This window comes from Brachybacterium epidermidis (genome assembly GCF_015209585.1).
Taxonomy (GTDB): Bacteria; Actinomycetota; Actinomycetes; order Actinomycetales; family Dermabacteraceae; genus Brachybacterium; species Brachybacterium epidermidis.
In genome coordinates, this window is sequence record NZ_JADEYR010000001.1 from 299,317 (window position 1) to 322,009 (window position 22,693).

General features: G+C 72.3%; 19 protein-coding genes and 3 pseudogenes. 9 read left to right on the forward strand and 13 right to left on the reverse strand.

Translation table 11 applies throughout. The features are described 5' to 3' along the window. The first annotated feature begins 7 nt into the window (after positions 1 to 7). Positions 8 to 440 (forward strand): annotated as a pseudogene (locus tag IOE58_RS01365) (cytidine deaminase). Between the two features lie 88 nt (positions 441 to 528). Then, positions 529 to 1,839: a thymidine phosphorylase gene (locus IOE58_RS01370; protein ID WP_193864642.1), complete on the forward strand. Its 1,311-nt coding sequence runs from the start codon at positions 529 to 531 to the stop codon at positions 1,837 to 1,839. Between the two features lie 126 nt (positions 1,840 to 1,965). On the opposite strand, the gene IOE58_RS01375 is transcribed toward IOE58_RS01370, so the two are convergent. Beyond that, positions 1,966 to 2,640: an ATP-binding protein gene (locus IOE58_RS01375; RefSeq protein ID WP_228018459.1), complete on the reverse strand. Its 675-nt coding sequence runs from the start codon at positions 2,638 to 2,640 to the stop codon at positions 1,966 to 1,968. A gap of 84 nt (positions 2,641 to 2,724) precedes the next feature. Between IOE58_RS01375 and deoC the strand changes: the two genes are divergently transcribed. Next, the gene (gene deoC / locus IOE58_RS01380; protein ID WP_193864643.1) at positions 2,725 to 3,393 is read left to right on the forward strand and encodes a deoxyribose-phosphate aldolase; all 669 of its coding nucleotides are present in this window, start codon (positions 2,725 to 2,727) and stop codon (positions 3,391 to 3,393) included. A gap of 7 nt (positions 3,394 to 3,400) precedes the next feature. On the opposite strand, the gene IOE58_RS01385 is transcribed toward deoC, so the two are convergent. Then, positions 3,401 to 5,116 carry a phospho-sugar mutase gene (locus IOE58_RS01385; protein ID WP_193864644.1) on the reverse strand — a complete coding sequence of 572 codons (1,716 nt, stop codon included), beginning with the start codon at positions 5,114 to 5,116 and terminating at the stop codon, positions 3,401 to 3,403. Next, positions 5,113 to 5,985 (reverse strand): purine-nucleoside phosphorylase, encoded by an 873-nt coding sequence (locus IOE58_RS01390; protein WP_193864645.1) that lies wholly within the window; start codon positions 5,983 to 5,985, stop codon positions 5,113 to 5,115. Before IOE58_RS01390 ends, IOE58_RS01385 begins: the two co-directional genes overlap by 4 nt. A 156-nt stretch (positions 5,986 to 6,141) precedes the next feature. On the opposite strand from IOE58_RS01390, the pseudogene IOE58_RS01395 reads away from it, so the two are divergent. After that, a pseudogene (locus IOE58_RS01395) lies at positions 6,142 to 7,545 on the forward strand (NAD(P)H-quinone dehydrogenase). Positions 7,546 to 7,664: 119 nt separating this feature from the next. Here IOE58_RS01395 and IOE58_RS01400 read toward each other — a convergent pair. From IOE58_RS01400 to IOE58_RS01445, 10 genes are all read right to left on the reverse strand, one after another. After that, positions 7,665 to 9,446, reverse strand: coding sequence for an acetyl/propionyl/methylcrotonyl-CoA carboxylase subunit alpha (locus IOE58_RS01400; RefSeq protein ID WP_193864646.1), 1,782 nt, complete (start codon positions 9,444 to 9,446; stop codon positions 7,665 to 7,667). A gap of 60 nt (positions 9,447 to 9,506) precedes the next feature. After that, positions 9,507 to 10,265 (reverse strand): Maf family protein, encoded by a 759-nt coding sequence (locus IOE58_RS01405; protein ID WP_228018460.1) that lies wholly within the window; start codon positions 10,263 to 10,265, stop codon positions 9,507 to 9,509. Then, complete coding sequence (locus IOE58_RS01410) at positions 10,262 to 12,016, reverse strand: DUF885 domain-containing protein (protein ID WP_193864647.1); 1,755 nt, start codon at positions 12,014 to 12,016, stop codon at positions 10,262 to 10,264. The genes IOE58_RS01405 and IOE58_RS01410 overlap by 4 nt, the downstream gene beginning before the upstream one ends. Before the next feature lie 30 nt (positions 12,017 to 12,046). Further along, entirely contained in the window at positions 12,047 to 12,949 is a 903-nt protein-coding gene (gene thiD / locus IOE58_RS01415) for a bifunctional hydroxymethylpyrimidine kinase/phosphomethylpyrimidine kinase (RefSeq protein ID WP_193864648.1), read from the reverse strand. After that, complete coding sequence (thiE, locus tag IOE58_RS01420) at positions 12,946 to 13,680, reverse strand: thiamine phosphate synthase (protein WP_193864650.1); 735 nt, start codon at positions 13,678 to 13,680, stop codon at positions 12,946 to 12,948. The genes thiD and thiE overlap by 4 nt, the downstream gene beginning before the upstream one ends. Further along, the gene (gene thiM / locus IOE58_RS01425; protein WP_193864656.1) at positions 13,677 to 14,483 is read right to left on the reverse strand and encodes a hydroxyethylthiazole kinase; all 807 of its coding nucleotides are present in this window, start codon (positions 14,481 to 14,483) and stop codon (positions 13,677 to 13,679) included. Before thiM ends, thiE begins: the two co-directional genes overlap by 4 nt. Before the next feature lie 28 nt (positions 14,484 to 14,511). Continuing rightward, a complete protein-coding gene (locus IOE58_RS01430) occupies positions 14,512 to 15,168 on the reverse strand; it encodes a TenA family protein (protein ID WP_193864657.1) in 657 nt (218 codons plus the stop codon). After that, positions 15,168 to 15,833 carry a TenA family protein gene (locus tag IOE58_RS01435; RefSeq protein WP_017823785.1) on the reverse strand — a complete coding sequence of 222 codons (666 nt, stop codon included), beginning with the start codon at positions 15,831 to 15,833 and terminating at the stop codon, positions 15,168 to 15,170. The genes IOE58_RS01430 and IOE58_RS01435 overlap by 1 nt, the downstream gene beginning before the upstream one ends. A 333-nt stretch (positions 15,834 to 16,166) precedes the next feature. Further along, a complete protein-coding gene (locus tag IOE58_RS01440; RefSeq protein ID WP_228018462.1) occupies positions 16,167 to 16,499 on the reverse strand; it encodes a hypothetical protein in 333 nt (110 codons plus the stop codon). Next, positions 16,496 to 18,085 (reverse strand): carboxyl transferase domain-containing protein, encoded by a 1,590-nt coding sequence (locus tag IOE58_RS01445; RefSeq protein WP_193864658.1) that lies wholly within the window; start codon positions 18,083 to 18,085, stop codon positions 16,496 to 16,498. The genes IOE58_RS01440 and IOE58_RS01445 overlap by 4 nt, the downstream gene beginning before the upstream one ends. Before the next feature lie 135 nt (positions 18,086 to 18,220). On the opposite strand from IOE58_RS01445, the pseudogene IOE58_RS14830 reads away from it, so the two are divergent. From IOE58_RS14830 to IOE58_RS01465, 5 genes and pseudogenes are all read left to right on the forward strand, one after another. Beyond that, positions 18,221 to 18,529: pseudogene (locus tag IOE58_RS14830) on the forward strand (hypothetical protein); the annotation flags it as partial. Positions 18,530 to 18,656: 127 nt separating this feature from the next. Further along, on the forward strand, positions 18,657 to 19,238 hold the full coding sequence (locus IOE58_RS01450; RefSeq protein ID WP_193864659.1) for a hypothetical protein: 582 nt from the start codon (positions 18,657 to 18,659) through the stop codon (positions 19,236 to 19,238). Between the two features lie 119 nt (positions 19,239 to 19,357). Beyond that, on the forward strand, positions 19,358 to 20,503 hold the full coding sequence (locus tag IOE58_RS01455) for an adenylate/guanylate cyclase domain-containing protein (protein ID WP_228018463.1): 1,146 nt from the start codon (positions 19,358 to 19,360) through the stop codon (positions 20,501 to 20,503). A gap of 25 nt (positions 20,504 to 20,528) precedes the next feature. Further along, complete coding sequence (locus IOE58_RS01460) at positions 20,529 to 21,224, forward strand: response regulator transcription factor (RefSeq protein WP_259789333.1); 696 nt, start codon at positions 20,529 to 20,531, stop codon at positions 21,222 to 21,224. 3 nt (positions 21,225 to 21,227) lie between these two features. After that, positions 21,228 to 22,688: an ATP-binding protein gene (locus tag IOE58_RS01465; RefSeq protein WP_193864662.1), complete on the forward strand. Its 1,461-nt coding sequence runs from the start codon at positions 21,228 to 21,230 to the stop codon at positions 22,686 to 22,688. The last annotated feature ends 5 nt before the right edge of the window (positions 22,689 to 22,693 follow it).

Sequence of the window (22,693 nt, forward strand, 5' to 3'; positions counted from 1 at the left end):
AGACCCCGTGACCACACCCTCCTCCGTCCCCGAGCACGCCCAGGGCGCCGCTGGCGCGCCGTTCGACGAGCTGCTCACCGCCGCCCGCGACGTGGTGCGTCGCGCCTACGCCCCGTACTCCGGGTACTCGGTGGGTGCCGCCGGTCGCGCGGACGACGGTCGCATCGTCACCGGCTGCAACGTGGAGAACGCCGGCTACGGCGTCACCCTGTGCGCCGAGTGCGGCATGGTCAGCGAGCTGATCGCCGGGGGCGGCGGAAAGCTCACCGCCTTCGTGTGCGTCAACGGCCAGGGAGATGTGATCATGCCCTGCGGCCGCTGCCGCCAGCTGCTGTCCGAGCACGCCGCGGACGACTTCGCCATCCTCACCCCGCAGGGGTGAGGGACCTCGAGGGATCCTGCCGCAGGCCTTCGGGCCGGCGGACATGGGGCTGGCCTGACCCCGAACGGACCCCGCCCGCCCCGATCGGCCGGTCGCCCCACAGCGCCGGCATCACCGATCTCCGCACCACCACCGATGGGACACCTGTGAACGAGAACCGCACTTCTGCCGTGGAGCCCTTCGACGCCGTCGAGGTGATCCGCACCAAGCGCGACGGGGACCGGCTCACGCCGGAGCAGATCGACTGGGTGATCGACGCCTACACCCGTGGCGTCGTGGCCGAGCAGCAGATGTCCGCCCTGGCGATGGCGATCTTCCTCAACGGCATGGATCGTGAGGAGATCTCCCGCTGGACCGCGGCGATGATCGCCAGCGGCGAGCGGATGGACTTCTCCTCCCTGTCCAAGCCCACCACCGACAAGCACTCCACCGGCGGGGTGGGGGACAAGATCACCCTTCCCCTGGCCCCCCTGGTGGCCTCCTACGGGGTGGCGGTGCCCCAGCTGTCCGGACGCGGGCTCGGCCACACCGGCGGCACCCTCGACAAGCTCGAGGCGATCCCCGGCTGGCGCGCCGACCTCAGCAACGAGGAGATGATGCGGCAGCTCGAGGAGGTGGGTGCGGTGATCTGCGCGGCCGGTTCCGGCCTGGCCCCCGCCGACAAGAAGCTGTACGCCCTGCGCGACGTCACCGCCACCGTCGAGGCGATCCCGCTGATCGCCAGCTCGATCATGTCCAAGAAGATCGCCGAGGGCACCGCCGCCCTCACCCTCGACGTCAAGACCGGTGCCGGCGCTTTCATGCGCGAGGAGTCCGATGCGCGCGAGCTGGCCCGCACCATGGTGGACCTCGGCTCCGATGCCGGAGTGCGCACCGTCGCCCTGCTCACCGACATGTCCGCACCGCTGGGCCGCACGGCCGGCAACGGGCTGGAGGTGCGCGAGTCCCTGGAGGTCCTCGCCGGCGGGGGCCCCGCCGACGTGGTGGAGCTGACCTGCGCACTGGCCCGCGAGATGCTCGAGGCCTCCGGAGTGAACGACGCCGATGTGGAGACCGCGCTCGCCGACGGCCGTGCGATGGACGCCTGGCGGGCCATGATCACCGCCCAGGGCGGCGATGTGGACGCACCGCTGCCCACCGCGAAGCACGTCGAGGAGCTTCGGGCCGATCACGACGGCGTGGTCGAGGGGCTGGACGCCATGGGTGTGGGCGTGGCCGCCTGGCGCCTGGGAGCCGGACGCTCGCGCCCCGGGGAGTCCGTGCAGGCCGCCGCCGGGGTCGAGATCGTGGCGCACGTGGGCGACCAGGTGCGCAGCGGCGACGTCATCGCTCGACTGCACACCGACACCCCGGAGCGGATCGCTCGTGCGACCGAAGCGATCCGGGGTTCGTGGTCCTACGCCTCCGCCGGCACCGAGCTGCCGCAGCGCCGCATCGTCATCGACCGCATCGCCTGACCCCAGCCGGCCCGCGCTGGGCCGCCCTGTCGCCACGGGGGAACGGCGCCCGGCGGTCGGAATGCCCCGCAACACGCGGCTGCGCGTGTCACCGCGCCCGCAGCGCCGGCAGGCTGCGGCGGACCATCAGCGGTGCCAGTCGTGCGCCGCCGGATGCTGCCTGCAGGCGGTGATGTTCCGATCGGCCTCGGCCACCCCCGTCAGTCGGCGCAGTCGGGCGATCCCGGCACGCAGCCCCACCGGACACATCCCGGCCCTCCGCCACCGGATCACGTCCGCTCGCTGCTCCCCGGCTAGTGCCCAGCCGCGACGCAGCAGGGTCAGGGGCGGCTTGCGGGCCTCGGACAGATCCCGCACCAGACGCAGCCCGAACACCACCGGCACGGGCCGGTCCAGCACCAGGGCGTCGGCCAGCAGACCGGCGGCTGCCAGGGGAGCGACCAGCTCGGCGGCGAAGATGCCCTCGGCGACGATCAGCGGTGCATCCCCGGCATCGAGGATGCGGCTGCCCTTGCGGCGGGACTCGGAGATCGAGTACACCGGCACCTCGGCGGCCCCGTCGTGGGCGAGCGCGGTGAGCGACTCCAGCGCGGCACCGGCGTTCCAGGAGACCGGGTCGTCCCAGTCCACGATCCCGAAGCGGTGGGGGAGACCCGGATCGTCCTGATCGCGGTAGAACTCGTCCAGCCCCACCGTGGGCAGGCCGCAGCGCCTGGACATCTCCCCCTTCCCGCTGCCCGAGGGACCGGCGACCAGCACGATGCGGCGCGGTGCACCGGGACGGGGGCGGGATGTGGTCACGGCCGTCCATTCTAGGCCAGCCCAGGCGCGTCCAGGTGCCCGCCCGATGAGACAGGAAGCCACCTGGTCTGGGAGGATCTGCCCATGAACTCCATCGCGAACAACGACCTCGCCGCCCTCATCGACCACACCCTGCTGAAGCCCGAGTCCACCCGGGCCGACGTGGAGTCCCTGCTGCGGGAGGCGGAGGAGCTGGGCACCTACTCGGTGTGCGTCTCACCGTCGATGCTGCCGGTGGACACCACGGTCAAGGTCGCCACCGTGTGCGGCTTCCCCTCCGGGCAGCACGCCCCCTCCGTGAAGGCCGCCGAGGCCGCCGACTCGGTCTCCAAGGGGGCCGACGAGGTGGACATGGTGATCAACGTGGGCCTGGCCCGCGCCGGTGAGTTCGACGCCGTGCGCGAGGAGATCGCGGAGGTGCGCGAGGCCGCGCCGAAGCCCACCGTGCTCAAGGTGATCATCGAGTCCGCCGCGCTGAGCGACGAGCAGATCGTCGCGGTGTGCGAGGCCGCGGAGCAGGCCGGTGCCGACTTCGTGAAGACCTCCACCGGCTTCCACCCCGCCGGGGGCGCGAGTGAGCACGCCGTGGCCCTGATGCGTCGCACCGTCGGCGACCGTCTCGGCGTCAAGGCCTCCGGCGGCATCCGTGACCGCGCGGCCGCCGAGGCGATGGTTGCCGCCGGTGCCAGCCGGCTGGGCCTGTCCTCCTCGCGGGCGGTGCTCGAGGGCGGTGCCGGCGGGTCCGGGTACTGAGCCCGGCTCAGGACTGCCCGAGCACCTGGCGCAGGTCCTCGGTGACGCGCGTGAGCCGCTCGGCCGCGCGACGGCGGGCCTGCCCCAGCGCCGCCTCGTCGGCCTCCGCAGCGACGGGCTCGACGACCTCCAGGTAGCACTTGAGCTTCGGCTCGGTGCCGGAGGGGCGCACCACCACCCGGGTGTCGTCCTCGCACAGCAGCAGGATCCCGTCGGTGGGTGGCAGGCCAGTGGTCCCCACCGAGCCCTGGGAGAGGTCCTGGTTCTCGACCACGGGCGAACCGGCCAGCTCACCGGGCGGTGAGGTGCGGATGGTGCGCATCATGGTGCCGATCAGGGCGAGGTCCTCGACCCGCACCGACAGCTGCGAGGTGGCGTACAGCCCGTCGCGGCGCGCCAGCGCATCGAGCCGGCCCACCAGTGTGGTGCCCTCGGCCTTCGCCTCCGCGGCCATCTCCGCGACCATGAGGGCGGCAGAGAGCCCGTCCTTGTCCCGCACCACGTCCGGCAGCACGCAGTAGCCGATGGCCTCCTCGTAGCCGAAGGCGATGCCCGGGGCACGGGAGATCCACTTGAAGCCGGTCAGGGTGGTGGCGGCCTCGGTACCAGCATCCTGCGCCACCCGGTCCAGCCAGCGACTGGAGACCAGGGAGCGGGCCAAGGTGCCCCGGTAGCCGTGGCGGCGCACCAGGTGCTCGCCCAGCAGCACGCCCAGCTCGTCGCCGGTGAGCATCCGCCAGCGGCCCAGGTGCGGGTCCAGAACGGCGGCCGCGCAGCGGTCCGCATCGGGATCGTTGGCGATCACCACGTCGGCCTCGACGGTGGCGGCCAGCTCGAGCGCCAGGTCGATCGCCCCGGGCTCCTCCGGGTTCGGGAAGGACACGGTGGGGAAGTCCGGGTCGGGGTCGGCCTGCTTGGCCACCGAGTGCACGTCGGTGAAGCCGGCGCGGTGCAGGGCCGCCAGGGCGATGCGGGTGCCCACGCCGTGCATGGCGGTGTGCACGATCCGCACCTCCCGCGGGGAGCCGGGATCCGGCAGCGCGCAGATGGCCTCCAGGTAGTGCTCCTCGACGCGGTCGCCCAGGATCTCCCAGCCGGACTCGGCCACCTCGATCCCCAGCACGGGCCCCACGGCCGCGATACGGGCCGCGATGTGCGCGTCCGACGGCGGGACGATCTGCACGCCGCGGCCCTCGGGAGCGGCTGCCCGCCCGCCCAGGTACCCCTGTTGGCCGTTGTCGGCAGGCGGGTTGTGGGAGGCGGTGACCACCACGCCCGCATCGGCCTCCAGGTGCCGCACGGCGAAGGCCGCCAGGGGGGTGGGCTGGTGGGTGTCGAACAGCTGCACCCGACAGCCCGCCGCGGTCATGATCGCGGCGGAGCGCTCGGCGAAGGCGCGGGAGTTGTGGCGGGCGTCGTGGCCGATCACCACCTGAGGCCGATCGAGGCCCAGGTCACCGGTGAGGTGATCGGCGAGGCCCCGGGCGGCACGGGAGACCACCGCGAGGTTCATCCGGTTCGGTCCCGGCCCCATCCGTCCCCGCAGTCCTGCGGTGCCGAACTGGAGGGTGCCGGTGAAGGCATCGGCGAGCTCCGCCTGCGCGGCCTCGTCCCCGGAGGCGGCCTGATCCACCAGGGAGGTCAGCGCCGCACGGGTCATGGGATCGGGGTCGTCCTCGCCCCAGGCCTTTGCGCGGGTCAGGAGGTCCTGGTCCGGGTTCATCGGGTGGGCTCCTCATCGGTGGTATCCGTGGTGCCGGTGGTGCCGGGGCCGGTGATCCGGCGCACCGTCTCGGCCAGCAGGCGGGAGATGCGCGGGCCCGCCTCCCGGCCGGCCTCGAGCACCTCCTCGTGGCTGAGGGCTTCGGCGCTGATACCGGCGGCCAGGTTGGTCACCAGGGAGATGCCCAGGACGTCCATCCCGGCCTCGCGTGCGGCGATCGCCTCCAGCGCCGTGGACATCCCCACCAGGGTGGCTCCCATGGTGCGGGCCATCCGCACCTCGGCCGGGGTCTCGTACGTCGGGCCGCGGAACTGCATGTACACGCCTTCCTCCAGCGAGGGATCGACCTCCCGCGCCACGTCGCGCAGCGCCGGGGTGTACACGTCGGTGAGGTCCACGAAGTTCGCACCGGCCAGCGGAGTGGTGCCGGTGAAGTTGATCTGGTCCGCGATCAGCACCGGGGTGCCGGGCGACCAGGACGGGTCGATCCCGCCGCAGCCGTTGGTCAGCACCATGGTGCGGCAGCCCGCGGCGGCCGCAGTGCGCACACCGTGCACCACGGGCCCCACACCGGCGCCCTCGTACAGGTGCGTGCGCGCCCCCAGCACCAGGGCATGCGCGCCGCTGCCCTCGATGCGGATGGAGCGCAGGGTGCCCACGTGGCCCGACACGGCGGGCGGCCTGAACCCGGGGATCGTGGTGGCGTCGGCCTGCCACACGGTCTCTCCCAGCAGGTCCGCGGCACCGGACCAACCTGAGCCGAGCACCAGTGCGAGGTCATGGGCCGCGATGCCGCTGCTGCGCGCGATCGCGGCGGCGGCCTCCTTCGCCAGCGAGTACGGATCCGGGGCAGTGGTGGTCTCGTCCATGGCACAGAACCTAGCGCAGACCCCTGGGCCGAGCGCAGTCGGCGTGACCGTGCACGGGCGAGTCACATTCTGAGACACAATGGGGGCGTGAGAGATCCCAGCACCGCGCTTCCCTCCGATCCCGATCGCGTCACCAAGGCCGGTGAGCACCCCCGGGTGGTGATCATCGGGGGCGGCCCGGGCGGCTAGGAGGCGGCCCTCCCCGCCGCGCGGCACGGGGTGGAGACCGTGCTCATCGAGGAGCGAGGCATCGGCGGCGCCGCCGTGCTCACCGACGTGGTCCCCTCCAAGACGCTGATCGCCACCGCCGATGTGCTGGACCTGGTGGCGGATTCGCAGGACCTGGGCATCCGGGACGCAGACTCCGCCGCGACCCCCACCTCGCGCACGCTGAGCGTGGACCTCGGGGCCGTCAACGAGCGCGTGCGCCGCCTGGCCGACAAGCAGTCCGCCGACATCCGGGAGAGCCTCGTGGAGGCAGGGGTGACGCTGATCGAGGGCCGTGGCCGCCTGGCAGGCCCGCACCGGGTGGAGGTGCTGGACGGCGAGGGCGAGGTGATCGACGAGGGCGAGGGGGACGTGCTGCTGGTGGCGGTCGGTGCCACGCCCCGTGAGCTCGCCGACTCCCCGGCCGATGGGCACCGGATCCTGAACTGGACCCAGCTGTACACCCTCACCGAGCTGCCCGAGCACCTGATCGTGGTGGGCTCCGGCGTCACCGGTGCCGAGTTCGCCAGCGCCTACCGGGCCCTCGGCAGCGAGGTCACCCTGGTCTCCTCCCGCGACCAGGTGCTGCCCGGCACCGATGCGGATGCCGCCGACGTGCTCGAGGCGGCTTTCGCCCGCCGCGGTGTCACCCTGCGCTCCCGCTCCCGAGCGGCTTCCGCCCGCGTCGTCGGCGAGGGGGCTGAGCAGCACGTGGTGGTGGAGCTGACCTCCGGAGAGGAGGTGCACGGCAGCCACGTGCTGATGGCGCTGGGAGGGATCCCCAACACCGCGGGCCTGGGCCTGGAGGAGGCCGGGGTGCGGATGCGCGACAGCGGCCATGTCGTCACCGACCGCGTCTCCCGCACCTCGGTGCGCGGCATCTACGCGGCCGGGGACTGCACCGGGGTGTACCCGTTGGCGTCGGTGGCGGCCATGCAGGGACGGATCGCCATGTACCACGCCCTGGGCGATGCGGTCTCCCCGCTGATCTCCGCGCATGTCTCCTCGGCGGTGTTCACCAGCCCGGAGATCGCCGTGGTCGGGGTGAGCGAGAAGGAGATCCTGGACGGGGAGATCAGCGGCGAGGTGCGGATGCTGCCCCTGGCCACGAACCCGAGGGCCAAGATGCAGGGCATCTCCGAGGGCTTCGTGAAGCTGATGGTGCGCCCCGGCTCCCACACCGTGATCGGGGCCGTGGTGGTGGCGCCGCGGGCCAGCGAACTGATCCTGCCCTACGCCATGGCGGTGACCCATCGGCTCACGGCCGAGCAGGTGGCCGACACCTTCACCGTGTACCCGTCACTGACAGGGTCGATGGCCGAGGCCGCCCGGCAGCTGCGCGGGGCCGACTGATCCGCTGAGCGGCGCGGGGAGATGCGCTGCGCAGCACCGATCGACCCGGCGTGCGCGATCGCGCAACGACTCAGCCCCCGGTCGCGCGGCGACTGCGCGCGACGGATGGGACGGGCCTGTCAGTCCTCGATCGTGCACAGAACGGCGCCGGCCGAGACGGTCGCGCCGATCTCCGCGGTCAGGCCCGTCACCACCCCGGAGCGGTGCGCGGTGATGGGCTGCTCCATCTTCATCGCCTCGAGCACCAGCAGCAGGTCGCCGTCGGCCACGCTGCGGCCCTCCTCGGCGACGATCTTCACGATGGTGCCCTGCATGGGAGCGGTGACCGTGCCGCCACCAGCCGCCGTAGCCCCGCCCACGCCGCGGTGGGCGCGCTTGCGGCGCTGGCGCACGGCCGCCTGCGGTGCACGCAGGGAGGCCGGCAGGCTGATCTCCACCCGGCGACCGTCGACCTCGACCACCACGGCCTCGCGGTCCTCCGGCTCCTCGGGCTGGGCCGGCAGCGGAGCCGGCGCGATCTCGCCGTCGAAGTCCGTCTCGATCCAGCGGGTGTGCACGCTGAAGGGCTCCGAGGGGTCCTGCGGCGCGAAGGCCGGGTGCTCGACCACCTGTCGGTGGAAGGGCAGCACGGTGGGCACGCCGTCGATGCGGAACTCCGCCAGGGCCCGCCGTGAGCGCTCGAGCGCCTCCGTGCGGGTGGCCCCGGTGACGATCAGCTTGGCCAGCATCGAGTCGAACGCCCCGGAGACCTCGTCCCCGGCGCGCACGCCGGTGTCGAGCCGCACCCCCGGGCCGGCCGGGGGATCGAAACGCTGGACCCGTCCCGGGGCCGGCATGAACCCGCGCCCGGCGTCCTCGCCGTTGATGCGGAACTCGAAGGAGTGGCCGCGCACCTCCGGATCGGTCTCGCTGACCTGCTCGCCCGCTGCGATCCGCAGCTGCTCGCGCACCAGGTCGATCCCGGTGACCTCCTCGGAGACCGGGTGCTCGACCTGAAGGCGGGTGTTGACCTCCAGGAAGGAGATGGTGCCGTCGACCCCCACCAGGAACTCGCAGGTGCCGGCACCCACGTACCCGGCCTCCCGGAGGATCGCCTTGGAGGCGCTCACCAGCTGTGCGTTCTGCTGGGCGGAGAGGAACGGTGCCGGGGCCTCCTCCACCAGCTTCTGGTGGCGGCGCTGCAGGGAGCAGTCACGGGTGGAGACCACCTGCACGTTGCCGTGCACGTCCGCCAGGCACTGGGTCTCCACGTGGCGGGGCGAGTCCAGGTAGCGCTCCACGAAGCACTCGCCGCGGCCGAACGCCGCGGTGGCCTCCCGCACTGCCGAGTCGAACAGCTCGCGCACCTCGGACTCCTCGCGGGCCACCTTCAGGCCGCGGCCGCCGCCGCCGAAGGCCGCCTTGATCGCGATCGGCAGGCCGTGCTCGCGGGCGAAGGCCACCACCTCGTCGCTCGAGCCGACGGGATCCTTGGTGCCGGCCACCAACGGCGCACCGGCCTTCTGGGCGATGTGTCGGGCCGAGACCTTGTCGCCCAGCTTCTCGATCGCCTCGGGCGGGGGACCGATCCAGGTCAGCCCCGCATCGATCACGGCCTGCGCGAAGTCCGCCCGCTCGGAGAGGAAGCCGTAGCCGGGGTGGACGGCATCGGCACCCGAGCGCCGCGCGATGTCCAGGATCTTGTCGATCACCAGGTAGGAGCTGGCGGCGGTGGTGCCGCCCAGGGCGTAGGCCTCGTCCGCGATCACGGTGTGCAGGGCATCGCGGTCAGGATCCGCGTACACGGCCACCGAGCGCAGACCCGCGTCACGGCAGGCCCGGGCCACGCGCACCGCGATCTCGCCGCGGTTGGCGATCAGCACGGTGGACAGCGGGCGGGTCTTGGAGTGGCGGGAGGCCATGGGCAGGGGTTTCCTTCCGAGGGCGGACAGGGGTCGAGTCTAGTACCGGGGCCGGTGGGCTCAGCGTTCGTCGGCCGCGCCCTGGGCGGAGAGATCCTCCCACAGCTCGTGGATCCCGATGCCGATCTCGCCGAGCATCTGGCGCAGCAGCGGCAGGGACAGGCCCACCACGGCGTGCGGATCCCCGTTCACACCGGTGATGAACGGTCCTCCCATGCCATCGATGGTGAAGCCGCCGGCCACGCCGAGGGGCTCCCCGGTGGCGACGTAGGCGTCGATCTCCTCGTCGGAGAGGTCGGCGAAGGTGACCTCGCAGCTGGCGGAGGCGCCGAAGGTGGCCCCGGTGCCGCCGTCCTCGGGATCGCGGTCGTCGATCAGCCAGTGCCCCGAGTGCAGCACGGCGGTGCGGCCGCGCTGCGTGCGCCAGCGCTCGCCGGCGACCTCGGCGGTGCGCGGCTTGCCGAGCACCGTGCCGTCCAGCTCGAGCATCGAGTCACCGCCCAGAACCACGTAGCCGCCGTCGCTGAGCTCGGTCGCTGCCTGCGCCTTCTCCCGCGCCAGCAGCAGCACCTCCTCGGCGGCTGCCAGGGGGGCGCCGGCCTCCTCGGCGGCCGTGCGTGCACGGTCCAGGATCGCGTCCTCGTCGAGATCCACCGGCAGTGTGTCGTGCTCGATGCGGGCAGCCGTCAGGGTGGCGCGCCTGCCCGCGGAGGCCGAGGCCAGCAGCAGCAGGGGACCGCCGCCGGTGTCCGGCAGCGGCTCCGTGGCCGGCTCGGTGATGTGCTGGGTGTGCTCGACGGCCGGTGTGCTGTCGCTCATGCCAGCGCTCCGTCCAGGACGGACAGCGGCACGCTGCCCAGTTCGAGGGCCCGGCGGTGGAAGTCGCGCAGCACCGCCGCGGCCTGCTCGGAACCAGGGCCCTCAGCCCCGGAGGCGACCTGGGCGGCGGGGGCCAGGGCGCGCTCGCGCAGGCGCTCCCATTCGCGCTGGCCCACCTTGTAGGAGGGAGCCTGACCGGGCCAGCCCAGGTAGCGGTGCAGCTCGAAGCGCTGCTCGGCCTCGGCCATGCCCCAGTGCTCGCTCATGAAGTCCCATGCCTTCTCATAGCTCCAGGCGCCCCCGGCCGAGCCCGCCAGGCCCTCCGGCATCGGCAGCTCGCAGTGCAGGCCGATGTCCAGCACCACGCGCCCGGCCCTCATCCTCTGCGCATCCAGCATCCCCAGGCGGTCGCCGTCGTCGGAGAGGTAGCCCAGCTGGTCCATCAGCCGCTCGGCGTACAGGGCCCAGCCCTCGCCGTGCCCGGAGACCCAGCACAGCAGGGCGCGCCAGCGGTTCAGGGACGCGGCCTGCATGGTCTGAGTGCCCACCTGCAGATGATGACCGGGAACCCCCTCGTGGTACACGGTGGTGGTCTCGGCCCAGGTGTGGAACTCGGTGGTACCGGCTGGGACGTCCCACCACATGCGGCCGGGACGGGTGAGGTCCTCACTGGGACCGGTGTAGTAGATGCCGCCGGAGCCGGTCTGCGCGATCCGGCACTCCAGGCGCCGCAGGGGAGCGGGCACGTCGAAGTGGGTGCCGGCGAGATCCTCGATCGCCCTGTCGCTGAGCTGCTGCATCCACGCCCGCAGGGCCTCGGTGCCGTGCAGGACGCGCTCGGGATCGTTGCGCAGGGCCTCCTTGGCCGCGCTGACCGAGCGGCCGCCGCCGGTTCCGTAGCGCTGGTTGATCCGCTCGGCCACCTGCTCCTGCTCGGCGACGATCGAGCGCAGCTCCTCGATGCCCCAGGCGTAGGTGTCGTCGATGTCGATCTCGGTGCCCAGGAAGGTGCGGGAATGCAGGGGGTAGGCCTCCCTGCCCACCGCGTCGCGGTCCGGGGCGGCCGACGCCAGTTCCTCCAGCACCTCCGCGATCTGCACGTATCCCTCAGCGGCGGTGCGGGCCGCCGCCGCGGCGCGCTCGCGCTGGGTCTCATCACCGACCGCCTGCTGGGCGAAGCGGGTGAAGAAGCCGTCCCGCGCCGCGTAGGAGCGGGCCTGCTCGGCGCCCAGCAGGAGTTGCCGGCGTGCCGAGACGGTGCCCGCCGAGGCGGCCTCGCGCAAGGACTGCGCCCAGGTGTGCAGCGAATGGGGCATCTGCTCCATCCGGGAGCTGAGCACCTCCCAGTCCTCTGCGGTCTCGGCGGGCATCAGGTCCAGCACGTCCCGCACCTGCAGCGTGGAGGCGAGGTTGTTGACCGCAGCGATGTCCAGGTGCTGCTCGGCCCGCTCGATCTGCAGGCCCAGTCGCTCGGTCATCGCGGCGCGGGTCACGGCATCGGTGGCGTCCGCATCGGCGACCTGTGCGATGCGCTCCAGCATGGTGCGGGCCGCGTCGGTGCGTGCGGCCTCGGCGGCGGGAGAGTAGTCGGTGACCTCGTGGTCGTGCCCGGGCACACCGATGCTGGTGGCGGTGAAGGGGTCGGCCTGCACCACCTGCTCGACGTAGTCATCGGCCAGGGCGTCCAGCGGGGACGGGGAACGGGTGGGGCGGGAGGGCGAGGGCTCCGATGCTGACAGGTGTTCGGCCATGGTCCGCAGTCTAGGCGGGGCAGGAGCGCGTCAGCGCCCGGCCGCGGCCTCCCACAGTTCCCAGAAATGCGAGATCGGCCCGTTCCCGGACCCCACCTGGAGGTGCTGACCGTCCTCGATCGCCCGCGCCAGCCACGGCTTGGCGGCGCTCAGAGCGGGCTCCCAGGCCCCGTGACGGACCCTCAGCGTCGCCATGGCGGCGGACAGCGAGCATCCGGTGCCGTGGGTGCTGGAGGTGCGGATGCGCGGTGAACTGACCACGTGCCGCACGCCGTCGGCATCGACCAGCGCATCGCGCACCTCGCGTTCGCTGAGATGGCCGCCCTTGGCGAGCACCAGCACGTCGGCGCTGGCGGCCAGGCGCTGGGCCTGGGAGACCAGGTGGTCCCAGGTGGCAGCCGGCTCGTCCATGAGCAGTACGGCGAGTTCATCCACGTTGGGGGTGACCAGATGCACCTGCGGGAGCAGGTCGCGCATGGCGCGTTCGGCGTCCTCCTCCAGCAGGCGGTCGCCGCTGGTGGCCACCATCACCGGGTCCATCACCACCACCGGCGGGCTGGTGCGCCGAAGCCAGTCCGCGACCACGCCGATGGTGTCGGCGTCGAAGAGCATCCCGGTCTTGACCGCATCGACGGTGACGTCGTCGCTGACGGCCTCAAGCTGTTCTTGCAGGAAGGCGGGCGGAGGGATATGCACATCGCGCACCCCCCGGGTGTTCTGCGCAACCAGGGCGGTGACCGCGGCCATCCCGTAACCGCCGCAGGCCGCGATTGCCTTCAGGTCGGCGTGGATGCCGGCGCCCCCGGTGGGGTCCGTGCCCGCGATGGACAGCACCCGGGGCGGGATGCCGCCTGCCGTGCCGGGACTGGCGCACCGCCCTTCGGGCATCGGCGTGTGCGGGTGGGAGGGGCCGGTGGGCTGGGTCGTGGTCATCGCTGCTGCTTCCAGGTGGGTGCCGCGTTCCAGGCGGCCGCGAGGCGTTCGGTTGCCGCCCCGGGGTCGGCCGAGGCGCAGATGTAGGAGACGACGGCGGCCCCGGCGAGCCCTCCCGACCGCAGGGCCGGCATGTCCGCCGGGGTGATGCCGCCGATGGCGACCGCGGGCAGGGTGCAGTCCCGGGCGCGTTCGATCACGGTGTCGATGCCGAGCCCGGCCGGTGCGTCCCGTTTGGTGCGGGTGCTGTGCAGTGGGCCGATGCCGACGTAGTCGATCCGGGCGGCGGAGGTGTGCGCGGCGCGCAGCTGCTGGGGGCTGGCGGCGCTCAGACCGATCACGGCCTCGTCCCCCAGCAGTGCGCGCACATCCCGGACGTCCAGGTCGGCCTGACCCACGTGGGCGCCAGCGCAGGCCAGCCCGCGTCTGCGCAGGGCCAGCACCACGTCGATGCGGTCGTTGATCAGGAGCGGAACGGAGGGCGGGAGAACTGCGCACACCTGCGCGGCCAGATCGGTGAACGGGCCGCCGGGAAGCTCCTTGGCCCGTATCTGGACCACCGTGGCGCCTGCCGCGACGGATCGGGCGACCACCTCGGGCAGATCCGCTCCGGCCTGCTGGCACACGGCATGATCGGCCACCAGGTACAGGGACAGATCCAGTGGTCGCCAGTCCGGGCTGCGACCCGGGCTCAGGTCCGGGCTCGAGTGATTGTTCGCGGGGGTCGTCATGAGATGTCCGCCCGGCTCATGATGTCGGCGGCCGAGAGGGACCGCAGTGCATCCAGCAGGTGCACGGCGAAGGTGCCGGGACCAGCCGCATCACCGGCGGCCTTCTCGCCCGCGATGGCGTACACCGCCGCGGCGGAGGCTGCACCGACCAGCGGCGACGGCGAGACGGCGACGAACGCGGCGGTGACCGCACCGAGGGCGCACCCGCCCCCGGTGATCTCGGTGAACATTGGGTCCCCGTTGGCGATGCGCACCGTCGATGAGGCATCGGCGATCAGGTCCACCGGCCCGGAGACGGCGACGGCCCCGTGCGTGCGGGCGGCCAGGTCGCGGGCCGCCGTGGCGGCCTCGTCGGTGCCGAGAGTCGAGTCGACGCCCCGGCCGCCCTGTCCGGAGCCGGCCAGGGCCACGATCTCGGAGGCGTTGCCCCGGATCACCGTGGGGGAGTGGGACAGCAGTTCCTGGGCCAGGGCGGTGCGCACCGGCAGACTGCCCACGGCCACCGGATCGAGCACCCACGGCGGCATGGTGTCCGCGCCGTAGTCGATCGCGCGGATGCCGTCGCACTGCGCGGGGTGGGGGGTGCCCAGGTTGACCAGTACGCCGTCGGCGGCCTCGCGGGCGAAGATCTCGGACTCGCCCGCGCTGTCGACCATGGCGGGGGCGGCCCCGACAGCCAGCAGCACATTGGCGACGAAACCGGTGGTGACGTGGTTGGTCAGGCACTGGATCAGCGGCTGCCGCTCGCGCACGGCCTCCATCTGCTCGATCACGGTGCGGGCGTCGAGGGATACGGGGGGCATGAGGCGTCCTTTCCCGGGTGCGGTGGGCTCAGGCGGCGTCGAGTGCCTGCTGCCAGAAATCTGCTTCGAGCCGGGACGCCGTACGGAAGATCCCGGTGAGGTCGGCGAAGCGCTGCGGGCTCGGAGGCTGCGGGCACAGCGCGTCCAGGTGGGCGGTGGCCTCGCGGGCGGCCCGCTGGAAGTCCTCGCCCGCGTATTCGGCTATCCAGTCGCGGTAGGGGTGCTCCGCGTCGGTGCGGAGGGCCGGGGCGAGCCCCGTGCCGATCTCCGCGTAGCCGATGGTGCACGGGGCCAGAGCCACCTGCAGGTCCAGCAGATCACCGGCCATTCCGCAGTCCAGCACGTACCGGGTGTAGGCCACCGTCGCCTGCTTCTCGGGCGCCGTGCTGAGGCGGTGAGTGTCGATCCCCCACTCGGAGGTGAGCCGACGGTGCAGGTGGGTCTCGTTCAGGATGGCCGACAGGCCCCGCGCGGCCTGCTCGATGTCGGCCAGGTTCCTGCTCTTGTAGGCCGCCAGCGCGTTGGCCCGGGCGAACTGCACCAGGAAGAGGTAGTCCTGGATCAGGTAGTCCTGGAACACCGCCAGCGGCAGGGTGCCCTCGCCCAGGCGCCGCACGAACTCGTGGTCCGTGTACGCCGTCCACTGGGGGCCGATGGCTGCTTTCAGGTCGTCGAACAGGGACATCAGCGCGCTCCGTCCACCGTCACCGGATGCTCGTAGGCGGCGTCGAAGAACGCCAGTTCGATGTCGACGGCCCGGCCGAAGAACTCCTCCACGAGGTCACGGTGGGCTGGGCCGACGCGATCCAGTTCCGCCCGCAGGAACGCCACGAACTGCGAGAACCCGGGGTAGTCGTGCAGGTCGATCCACTCGGCGTGCACGACGTTCTCGGGCCGCTTCGCGGGGGCGCGCGAGGCCCAGTCCTGGTACAGCCATTCGGTGACCACCAGCACCGCCAGCGCGGCGGCGTACTGGCGGGTCTGCGCGGCCTCCCGGAACAGACCGGTGAACTGCTCGGTGGCAGGGGTGTCCGGGATGGTCTCGCGCAGGTGGGCGCTCACTCCCAGGGCCTCGAAGGCCCGCAGGAAGTAGGTGTTCTCCTCGCCTGCCACCTCGCCGATGAAACGGGAGAGGCGCAGGCGGGCCTCGAGGGTGTCGGCCGTGGCCACGGCCGACCCGAGCAGGACCAGGAAACTGTCCAGGAACCGGTAGTCCTGCACCAGGTAGCCGGCCATCACGGCGTCGTCGATGCTGCCGTCGAACAGTTCATGGACGAAGCGGTGGGTGACGGCGCGGTCCCAGGTGGGCTGGTTCTGCTGTCTCAGTTCGTCGGTGAAGGCGGGGGACATCCGTGATCATCCTCGTTCCTGCGGGTGCGGGGGTCGTGGACTCCGGCGTGCGAGGCGGGGGCGAGGATCAGCGGGAAGGAGCAGCGGGCGCCGAGGGCCCGTCGGTCGCAGATCAGCGCGGCCCGGCCCGGTGTCCATGCGCACCGGTCGGGTGCGGGGGCCTCCCGGGTGGGGGCGTGATGCGATGGTGCTGCAGGCGCGCTTCGCCATGGCGACATCCCTTCGCGAGTCCTAACTCGTGCAGGTTCTCGGGTGTGATCTCAGCCCCCAGGGGGCACCCCGTGTCCACGCACGACGCTATCACGGAACCGGTGCGGCCCGGTCCGTGCGGGCTCAGCGGTGCGAGTACCGCCAGGCCGCCTCCGAGCAGTGGTTGCGGGCCTCGAAGGTGCGGGGGTGGCAGTGCACCGGGTCGTTCCACACCCCGGAGCCGGCCGAGTGGCTCTCCGCGAGAGTGCGCTCCTCGGCCTCCAGGCGGCTGGTCACGCTCATCGTTGAGACGACCACGGCGATCGCCGCCAGCTCCTCGGTCTCCAGGTGCCCGGTGACCACGCGCACCCCGGCCGCGGCGACCGCCTGCTCCGTGGAGCCGTGCTCGGTGCCGCCCTCGGATCCGGTGGTGGGATCGGTGAGGGCGGCGGAGGGATCCGCGCCGGGGACGGTCACAGCGGGATGTTCCCGTGCTTCTTGGTGGGCTGGGTCTCGCGCTTGGTGCGCAGTGCGCGCAGTGCCCGCGCGATCTGGGTGCGGGTCTGGGAGGGCTCGATCACGCCGTCGATCCAGCCGCGCTCAGCGGCGGTGTAGGGCGTGGCGAACAGGTTCTCGTACTCGGTCTCCAGCTTGCTGCGCTCCCCGGCGACGTCCCCGCCCTCCTCCTGGGTGCGGCGCAGGTGCTGGCGGTGCAGGATGTTCACCGCGCCCTGGGCGCCCATCACCGCGATCTGCGCGGTGGGCCAGGCCAGGTTGATGTCGGCCCCCAGCTCCTTGGGGCCCATCACGATGTAGGCACCGCCGTAGGCCTTGCGGGTGATCACGGTGATCAGGGGAACGGTCGCCTCGGCGTAGGCGTACAGCAGCTTGGCCCCGCGGCGGATGATGCCGCCGTACTCCTGGCCGGTGCCGGGCAGGAACCCGGGCACGTCCACGAAGGTGAGAACCGGGATGTTGTACGCGTCGCACAGCCGCACGAAGCGGGCGGCCTTCTCCGAGGCGTCGATGTCCAGGGTGCCGGCCAGATGCGAGGGCTGATTGGCGATGATGCCCACGCTGTGCCCCTCGACGCGGCCGAAGCCCACCAGGATGTTGGGAGCGAACAGCGGCTGCACCTCGAAGAACTCCTCGTCGTCCAGCACTGCGCGGAGCACCGTGGTCATGTCGTAGGGCTGGTTGGGGGAGTCCGGGATCAACGAGTCCAGGGCGGAGTCCGCGGCAGTGCGGGCCTCGTCGATGCGCACCGGGTACACCGGGGCAGGGCTCAGCGTGTTGGCCGGCAGGTAGCTCAGCAGGTCCTTGACGTACTCGATGGCCTCGCCCTCATCGGGCGCCATGTAGTGGGCGACGCCCGAGCGGGTGGAGTGGGTGCGGGCGCCGCCGAGCTCCTCGAAGCCGACGTCCTCACCGGTGACGGTGCGGATGACGTCGGGACCGGTGATGAACATGTGGGAGGTCTTCTCGACCATCACGATGAAGTCGGTCAGCGCCGGGGAGTACACGGCGCCCCCTGCGGCCGGGCCCATGATCAGCGAGATCTGCGGGATCACGCCGGAGGCGCGGGTGTTGCGGCGGAAGATCCCCGCGAACATCGCCAAGGAGGCCACGCCCTCCTGGATGCGGGCGCCACCGCCGTCCAGGATCCCGATGATCGGCACCCCGGTGCGCAGGGCGAGGTCCTGCACCTTCTGGATCTTGCGGCCGTGGGCCTCGCCCAGGGACCCGCCGAACACGGTGAAGTCCTGGGAGTACACGCACACCTGACGGCCGTCGATGGTGCCGTAGCCGGTGACGATGCCGTCGCCGTCCGGTCGCTTGGCCTCCAGTCCGAAGGAGTGCGCCTGGTGGCGCACGAACCGGTCGGTCTCCACGAAGGAGCCGTCGTCCAGCAGGTCCGTGATGCGCTCACGGGCCGTCTTCTTGCCGCGCGCGTGCTGCTTCTGGACCGCGATCTCATCGGCGGTGGAGACGGCGCGGGCCTCGCGCTCGCGCAGGTCGTCGATGCGCTGGCGGGTGCTCTGCGGCCTGGCGGCGTCGGTCACATGGCCTCCTGGTGCGGCAGGGAACGGGCCGCGGTGGGCCGGGCTGGGAACATCTGGATACTACGCTACCTGCGCATGCCGGGGCCGGGAGCAGGATGCTCACGACGAGGCGGGAACAGCAGACAGGAGAGCCCGATGCACGATCCGGAGGACCCGCGTTCGTCGTACCCGGGCGCTCGGTCCACGGGCGCGCCGGACGGCCTGCTGCGAGCGCCGGGCAGCGGCGGGCACGCCGCGCACAGGACCGCGACGGTCCACGGGATCGCGGTGCACTGCCCGGACGTCGTCACCTCCACGCAGGACCATGCCGCCGATCTCTGGCGGGCGGGGGAGCCGGCGCCGTTCGCCGTGCTGGCCCGCGAGCAGGTGGCGGGGCGCGGACGCCTGGGACGGTCCTTCGTGACTCCGCCCGGCGGGGGCCTGGCGATCACCGTCGCGATCCGCACGGACCTTCCCGTCGCCGCGCGCAGCTGGTTCCCGCTCGCCGCGGGTCTTGCGGTGATCGACGCGCTCTGCGGGCCATCGCTGGATCTGGCCCCGGCCCGGCGCGGGCCCGGGGACGGTGGGGGAGGTGGGCCTGAAATGGCCCAACGACATCCACACCTCCGACGGGCGCAAGCTCGGTGGGATCCTGGTCGAGGGGCACGGGGCCGACGGTGTGCTGGTGGGCATCGGGCTGAACCTGCGGGGCCCGGTGAGGGACGCCGGCGGCGCCGAGGTGCCCGGCGCGGCCTGGCTGCTCGGGCCCGGTTCGCTGACCGGCCGCGTCGACACGCCGGCGGCGGTCGAGCAGCTGCGCCGGGCACTGGCCGGGCAGCTCCTCGCCGGCGTGCTGAGAGAGGTGCGCATACTGGGATCCACGGGCGGCGACGCCCGGGAGTCCGGCACCCTCGACCGATACACTGTTACCTGCCTCACATTGGGGCGTAGGGTTCAGGTCGAGCCCCTGGGCGCCACGAGCACACCCGTTGCGCCCTCGGGCGCGAGCGGCACGGCACAGGCGATCGATGACCGCGGACGTCTGGTGCTCCGCACAGCGGAGGGCGCCCTCGTCTCGGTGGACGTCGGCGACGTGCGGCACGGACCGCGGGAATCGGGCAGGCACGCAACGATGAGGAACGCAGGAGAAGGAGCGGAGGGCCCGACACGGTGACCAGTGGGATCAGTGATGCTGACGATCAGCAGCTCCGACCCGAGCGGCCGCTCGGGGGTGTCCCCGCACCCGCACCCGCACCCGCACCCCTGGGCGTTGCGATGCCCGCCGGCGGGGGCATGGCCTCCCTAGAGCAGGGATCCAGCGGGCACGGGGCGCCGGGCGACCTGCCCGACCCCACCTCCGAGGACGACGCCGACGGCATCGGCCAGATCGATGCCCAGGAGATCCTGGAGCTGAACCGGCGCTTCGCCGAGGTGCGCCGCAGCGTCGGCACGCTGGAGCGCCAGCTGCTGCAGGGGCCGCGCAAGTACTCCCGGAGGGATCTGAGCGAGCAGCGAGGCATCCCCGGTCGCCTGGCCGCCGTGTACTGGCGCTCGCTCGGCTTCACCCCCGTGGACGAGGACACCGTGGTGTTCACCGAGGAGGACGCCTACGCGATCGGCGACCTCGCCTCCCTGGTCGAGGACGGCGCCCTGAGCGAGCGCGCCTTCGCCAGCATCACCCGCGGGCTCGGATTCCACATGGGGCGCCTGGCGATGTGGGCCACCGAGGCCCTGGTCGACGAGGCCAAGGCGGCCGGCCGCAGTGACGCCGAGGCGCGCCTGGAGATGCTCGACTCCGTCCCCGACCTGCTGGAGACCCTGGAGTCGCAGGTGATGTTCGCCTTCCGCAGGCAGCTCGCCGCCTATGCGGCCCGGGCCGGATCCGAGGTGCTCCACCGCGACACGGACGAGCTGTTCCCGCTGCAGCGGGCCGTGGGCTTCGCCGACCTGGTGCAGTTCACCCGGCTCTCCCGGGACCTTACCGGTGCCCAGCTGGCCGACGTGGTGGGGCGCTTCGAGGCCGCCGGGCGCGACATCATCTCCGTCGGCGGCGGGCGTGTGGTCAAGACGGTGGGCGACGAGATCATGTTCCTGGCCGACACGCCGGAGGACGGCGCCCAGATCGCAGTCACCCTGGCCGAGGCCATCAGCGCCGACCCGGACCTGCCCCCGGTGCGGGTGGCGTTCGTGTGGGGATCGATGTTCTCCCGCTACGGGGACGTGTTCGGGCCCTCCGTGAACCTCGCCGCCAGGATGGAGTCGGTGGCCAGGCCCGGGACCGTGCTGGTGGACGCCGACACCGCCCGCGCGGTGGCCGAGGCGCTGCCGGGCGGGTTCGCCGCCTCCGAGGGGGAGGACGTGGAGCTGCACGGCATCGGTGCAGTGAGGGTGCGCGAGCTGACCAGGGATCGCTCCACGCCCCTCAACCTGGGGCTCTGAGAGGTCACGGCGTAGGATGAGCCCCGTGACACGCCTACTTCTCGTCGAGGACGACTCCGCCATCGCCGAACCGCTCTCCCGCGCGCTGGACCGCGAGGGGTACACGGTCATGCGTGCCTCCCGCGGCATGGACGCCCTGGCCATCGCGGCCGGGGCCGATCCCATCGACGTGGTCATCCTGGATCTCGGGCTGCCCGATCTCGATGGGCTCGAGGTGGCTCGTCGGCTGCGCAAGGGCGGCCTGGAGTCGCCGATCCTGATCCTCACCGCCCGCGCCGACGAGGTCGATGCAGTGGTGGGGCTCGACGCCGGGGCCGATGACTACGTCACCAAGCCGTTCCGGCTGGGCGAGCTGCAGGCCCGCATCCGTGCCCTGCTGCGCAGGGCTCAGGCCGCCGAGGAGTCCGGCGACTCCTTCGACGTGCACGGCGTGTCCCTGGACGTCGCGGCGCGCCGCGCCTACGCCGATGGTGAGGAGCTCACCCTCTCGGCCAAGGAGTACGACCTGCTCACCGTGCTGGTCCGCGAGGCCGGCAGCGTGGTCACGCGTGACGACCTCATGCGCGAGGTGTGGGGCGCCGAATGGTGGGGCTCCACCAAGACCCTGGACATGCACATCTCCTGGCTGCGCCGCAAGCTCGGCGATGACGCCACCAACCCCCGCCGCATCTCGACCGTGCGCGGCGTCGGCTTCCGTTTCGAGACCGGTCAAGGGAGCTGACGCGTGCGGCAGCGCGTGCTGCAGGCCACGCTCATCACCGTGCTGCTGGCTGTGTTGATGCTCGGCATCCCGCTGGGCTACTCCTGGCTGCAGCTGAACCGGCAGCAGTTGAACGGCCAGGCTCTGGACATCCTCGAGGCGGTCCGCATCGACACCGACCAGCGACTGGCGCAGGGGCGGCCCTTCGACACCGCGATGCTGCAGCGGCACGTGGATGCCCAGCCCAACCTCAACGTGACCATCGTCGTCACGCACGAGGGCGAGACCATCCAGGCAGGGGACCCTGTGGGCCCCAATCCCGTGTCCGTCTCGACGCCCGGGGCGCAGGAGCAGTACATCACCGTCTACATCCCCCAGTCCGAGGTGCGCGCTCACACCGCCAGCGCCTGGGTGCTGATCGTGGTGGCGGGGCTGTCCTCCCTCTCGATCGGCGTCTCGGTGGCACTGTGGCAGGCGCAGCGGATCTCCATGCCACTGGCCAGGCTGAACCGCCGCGCCGAGGAGATGGGTGCCGGCCGTGCCCGTGGGCCGTGGGAGGCCAGCGGCATCTCGGAGATCGACGACGTGGCCGAGGAGCTCACCCGCTCCGGCGCCATGCTCGCCGAACGGCTGGAGGCGGAGAGCCGCCTCGCCTCCGATGCCTCCCACCAGCTGCGCACCCCGCTGACCGCGCTGTCCATGCGGGTCGACGAGATCCTCGCCACCAGCTCGGAGGAATGGGTGCGGGAGGAGGCCCGCATCGCCCTCGAGCAGATCGACCGGCTCACCGAGGTGGTGCACGACCTGATCAACGCGCCACGCTCCTCCCAGCGCCGCAGCCCCGGTGTGGTGGAGCTGCGGTCCGTCCTCACCCAGCAGAGCGAGGAGTGGTCCCCGGCATTCCGCAAGGCGGGCCGGGAGCTGCGGATCCAGGTGCCCCGAAGCGCTGCCGTCTGGGGCTCCGTGGGTCCCTTCACCCAGGTGATCGCCACCCTGATCGAGAACTCGCTGGTGCACGGCGGGGGCCGCACCCTGGTCAAGGTGCGTCGCAATGACCACTCCACCGTGGTGGAGGTCTCCGACGAGGGCCCCGGTATCGACCCCGAGCTCGGCAAGCGCGTCTTCGAGCGCTCCGTCTCCGGGGCCCGCTCCTCCGGCACCGGAGTGGGCCTGGCCCTTGCACGCACCCTGGTCGAGGACGACGGCGGCCGGCTCGAGCTGCTCTCCGAGGTGCCCGCCTCCTTCGGCATGTTCCTGATCTCCGCGCCCGGGGAGAAGACCGGTCCCGAGGAGACCACCCGGACCGAGGCCAGCGATGACCTCTCGCTGCTTCCCCAGGGGTCCGTGGTGCGCAGGCGTCACCGCCACGGTGCACGGCGCCGGAGCCACGGCAGCAGCGCACTGGCCTCGGGAGTGGTCTTCACGGACGCCGAGGAGCCCACCGAGGACGACAGCCGCCGCACCGGGGCCAGGAGCGGGTCCTAGACTGT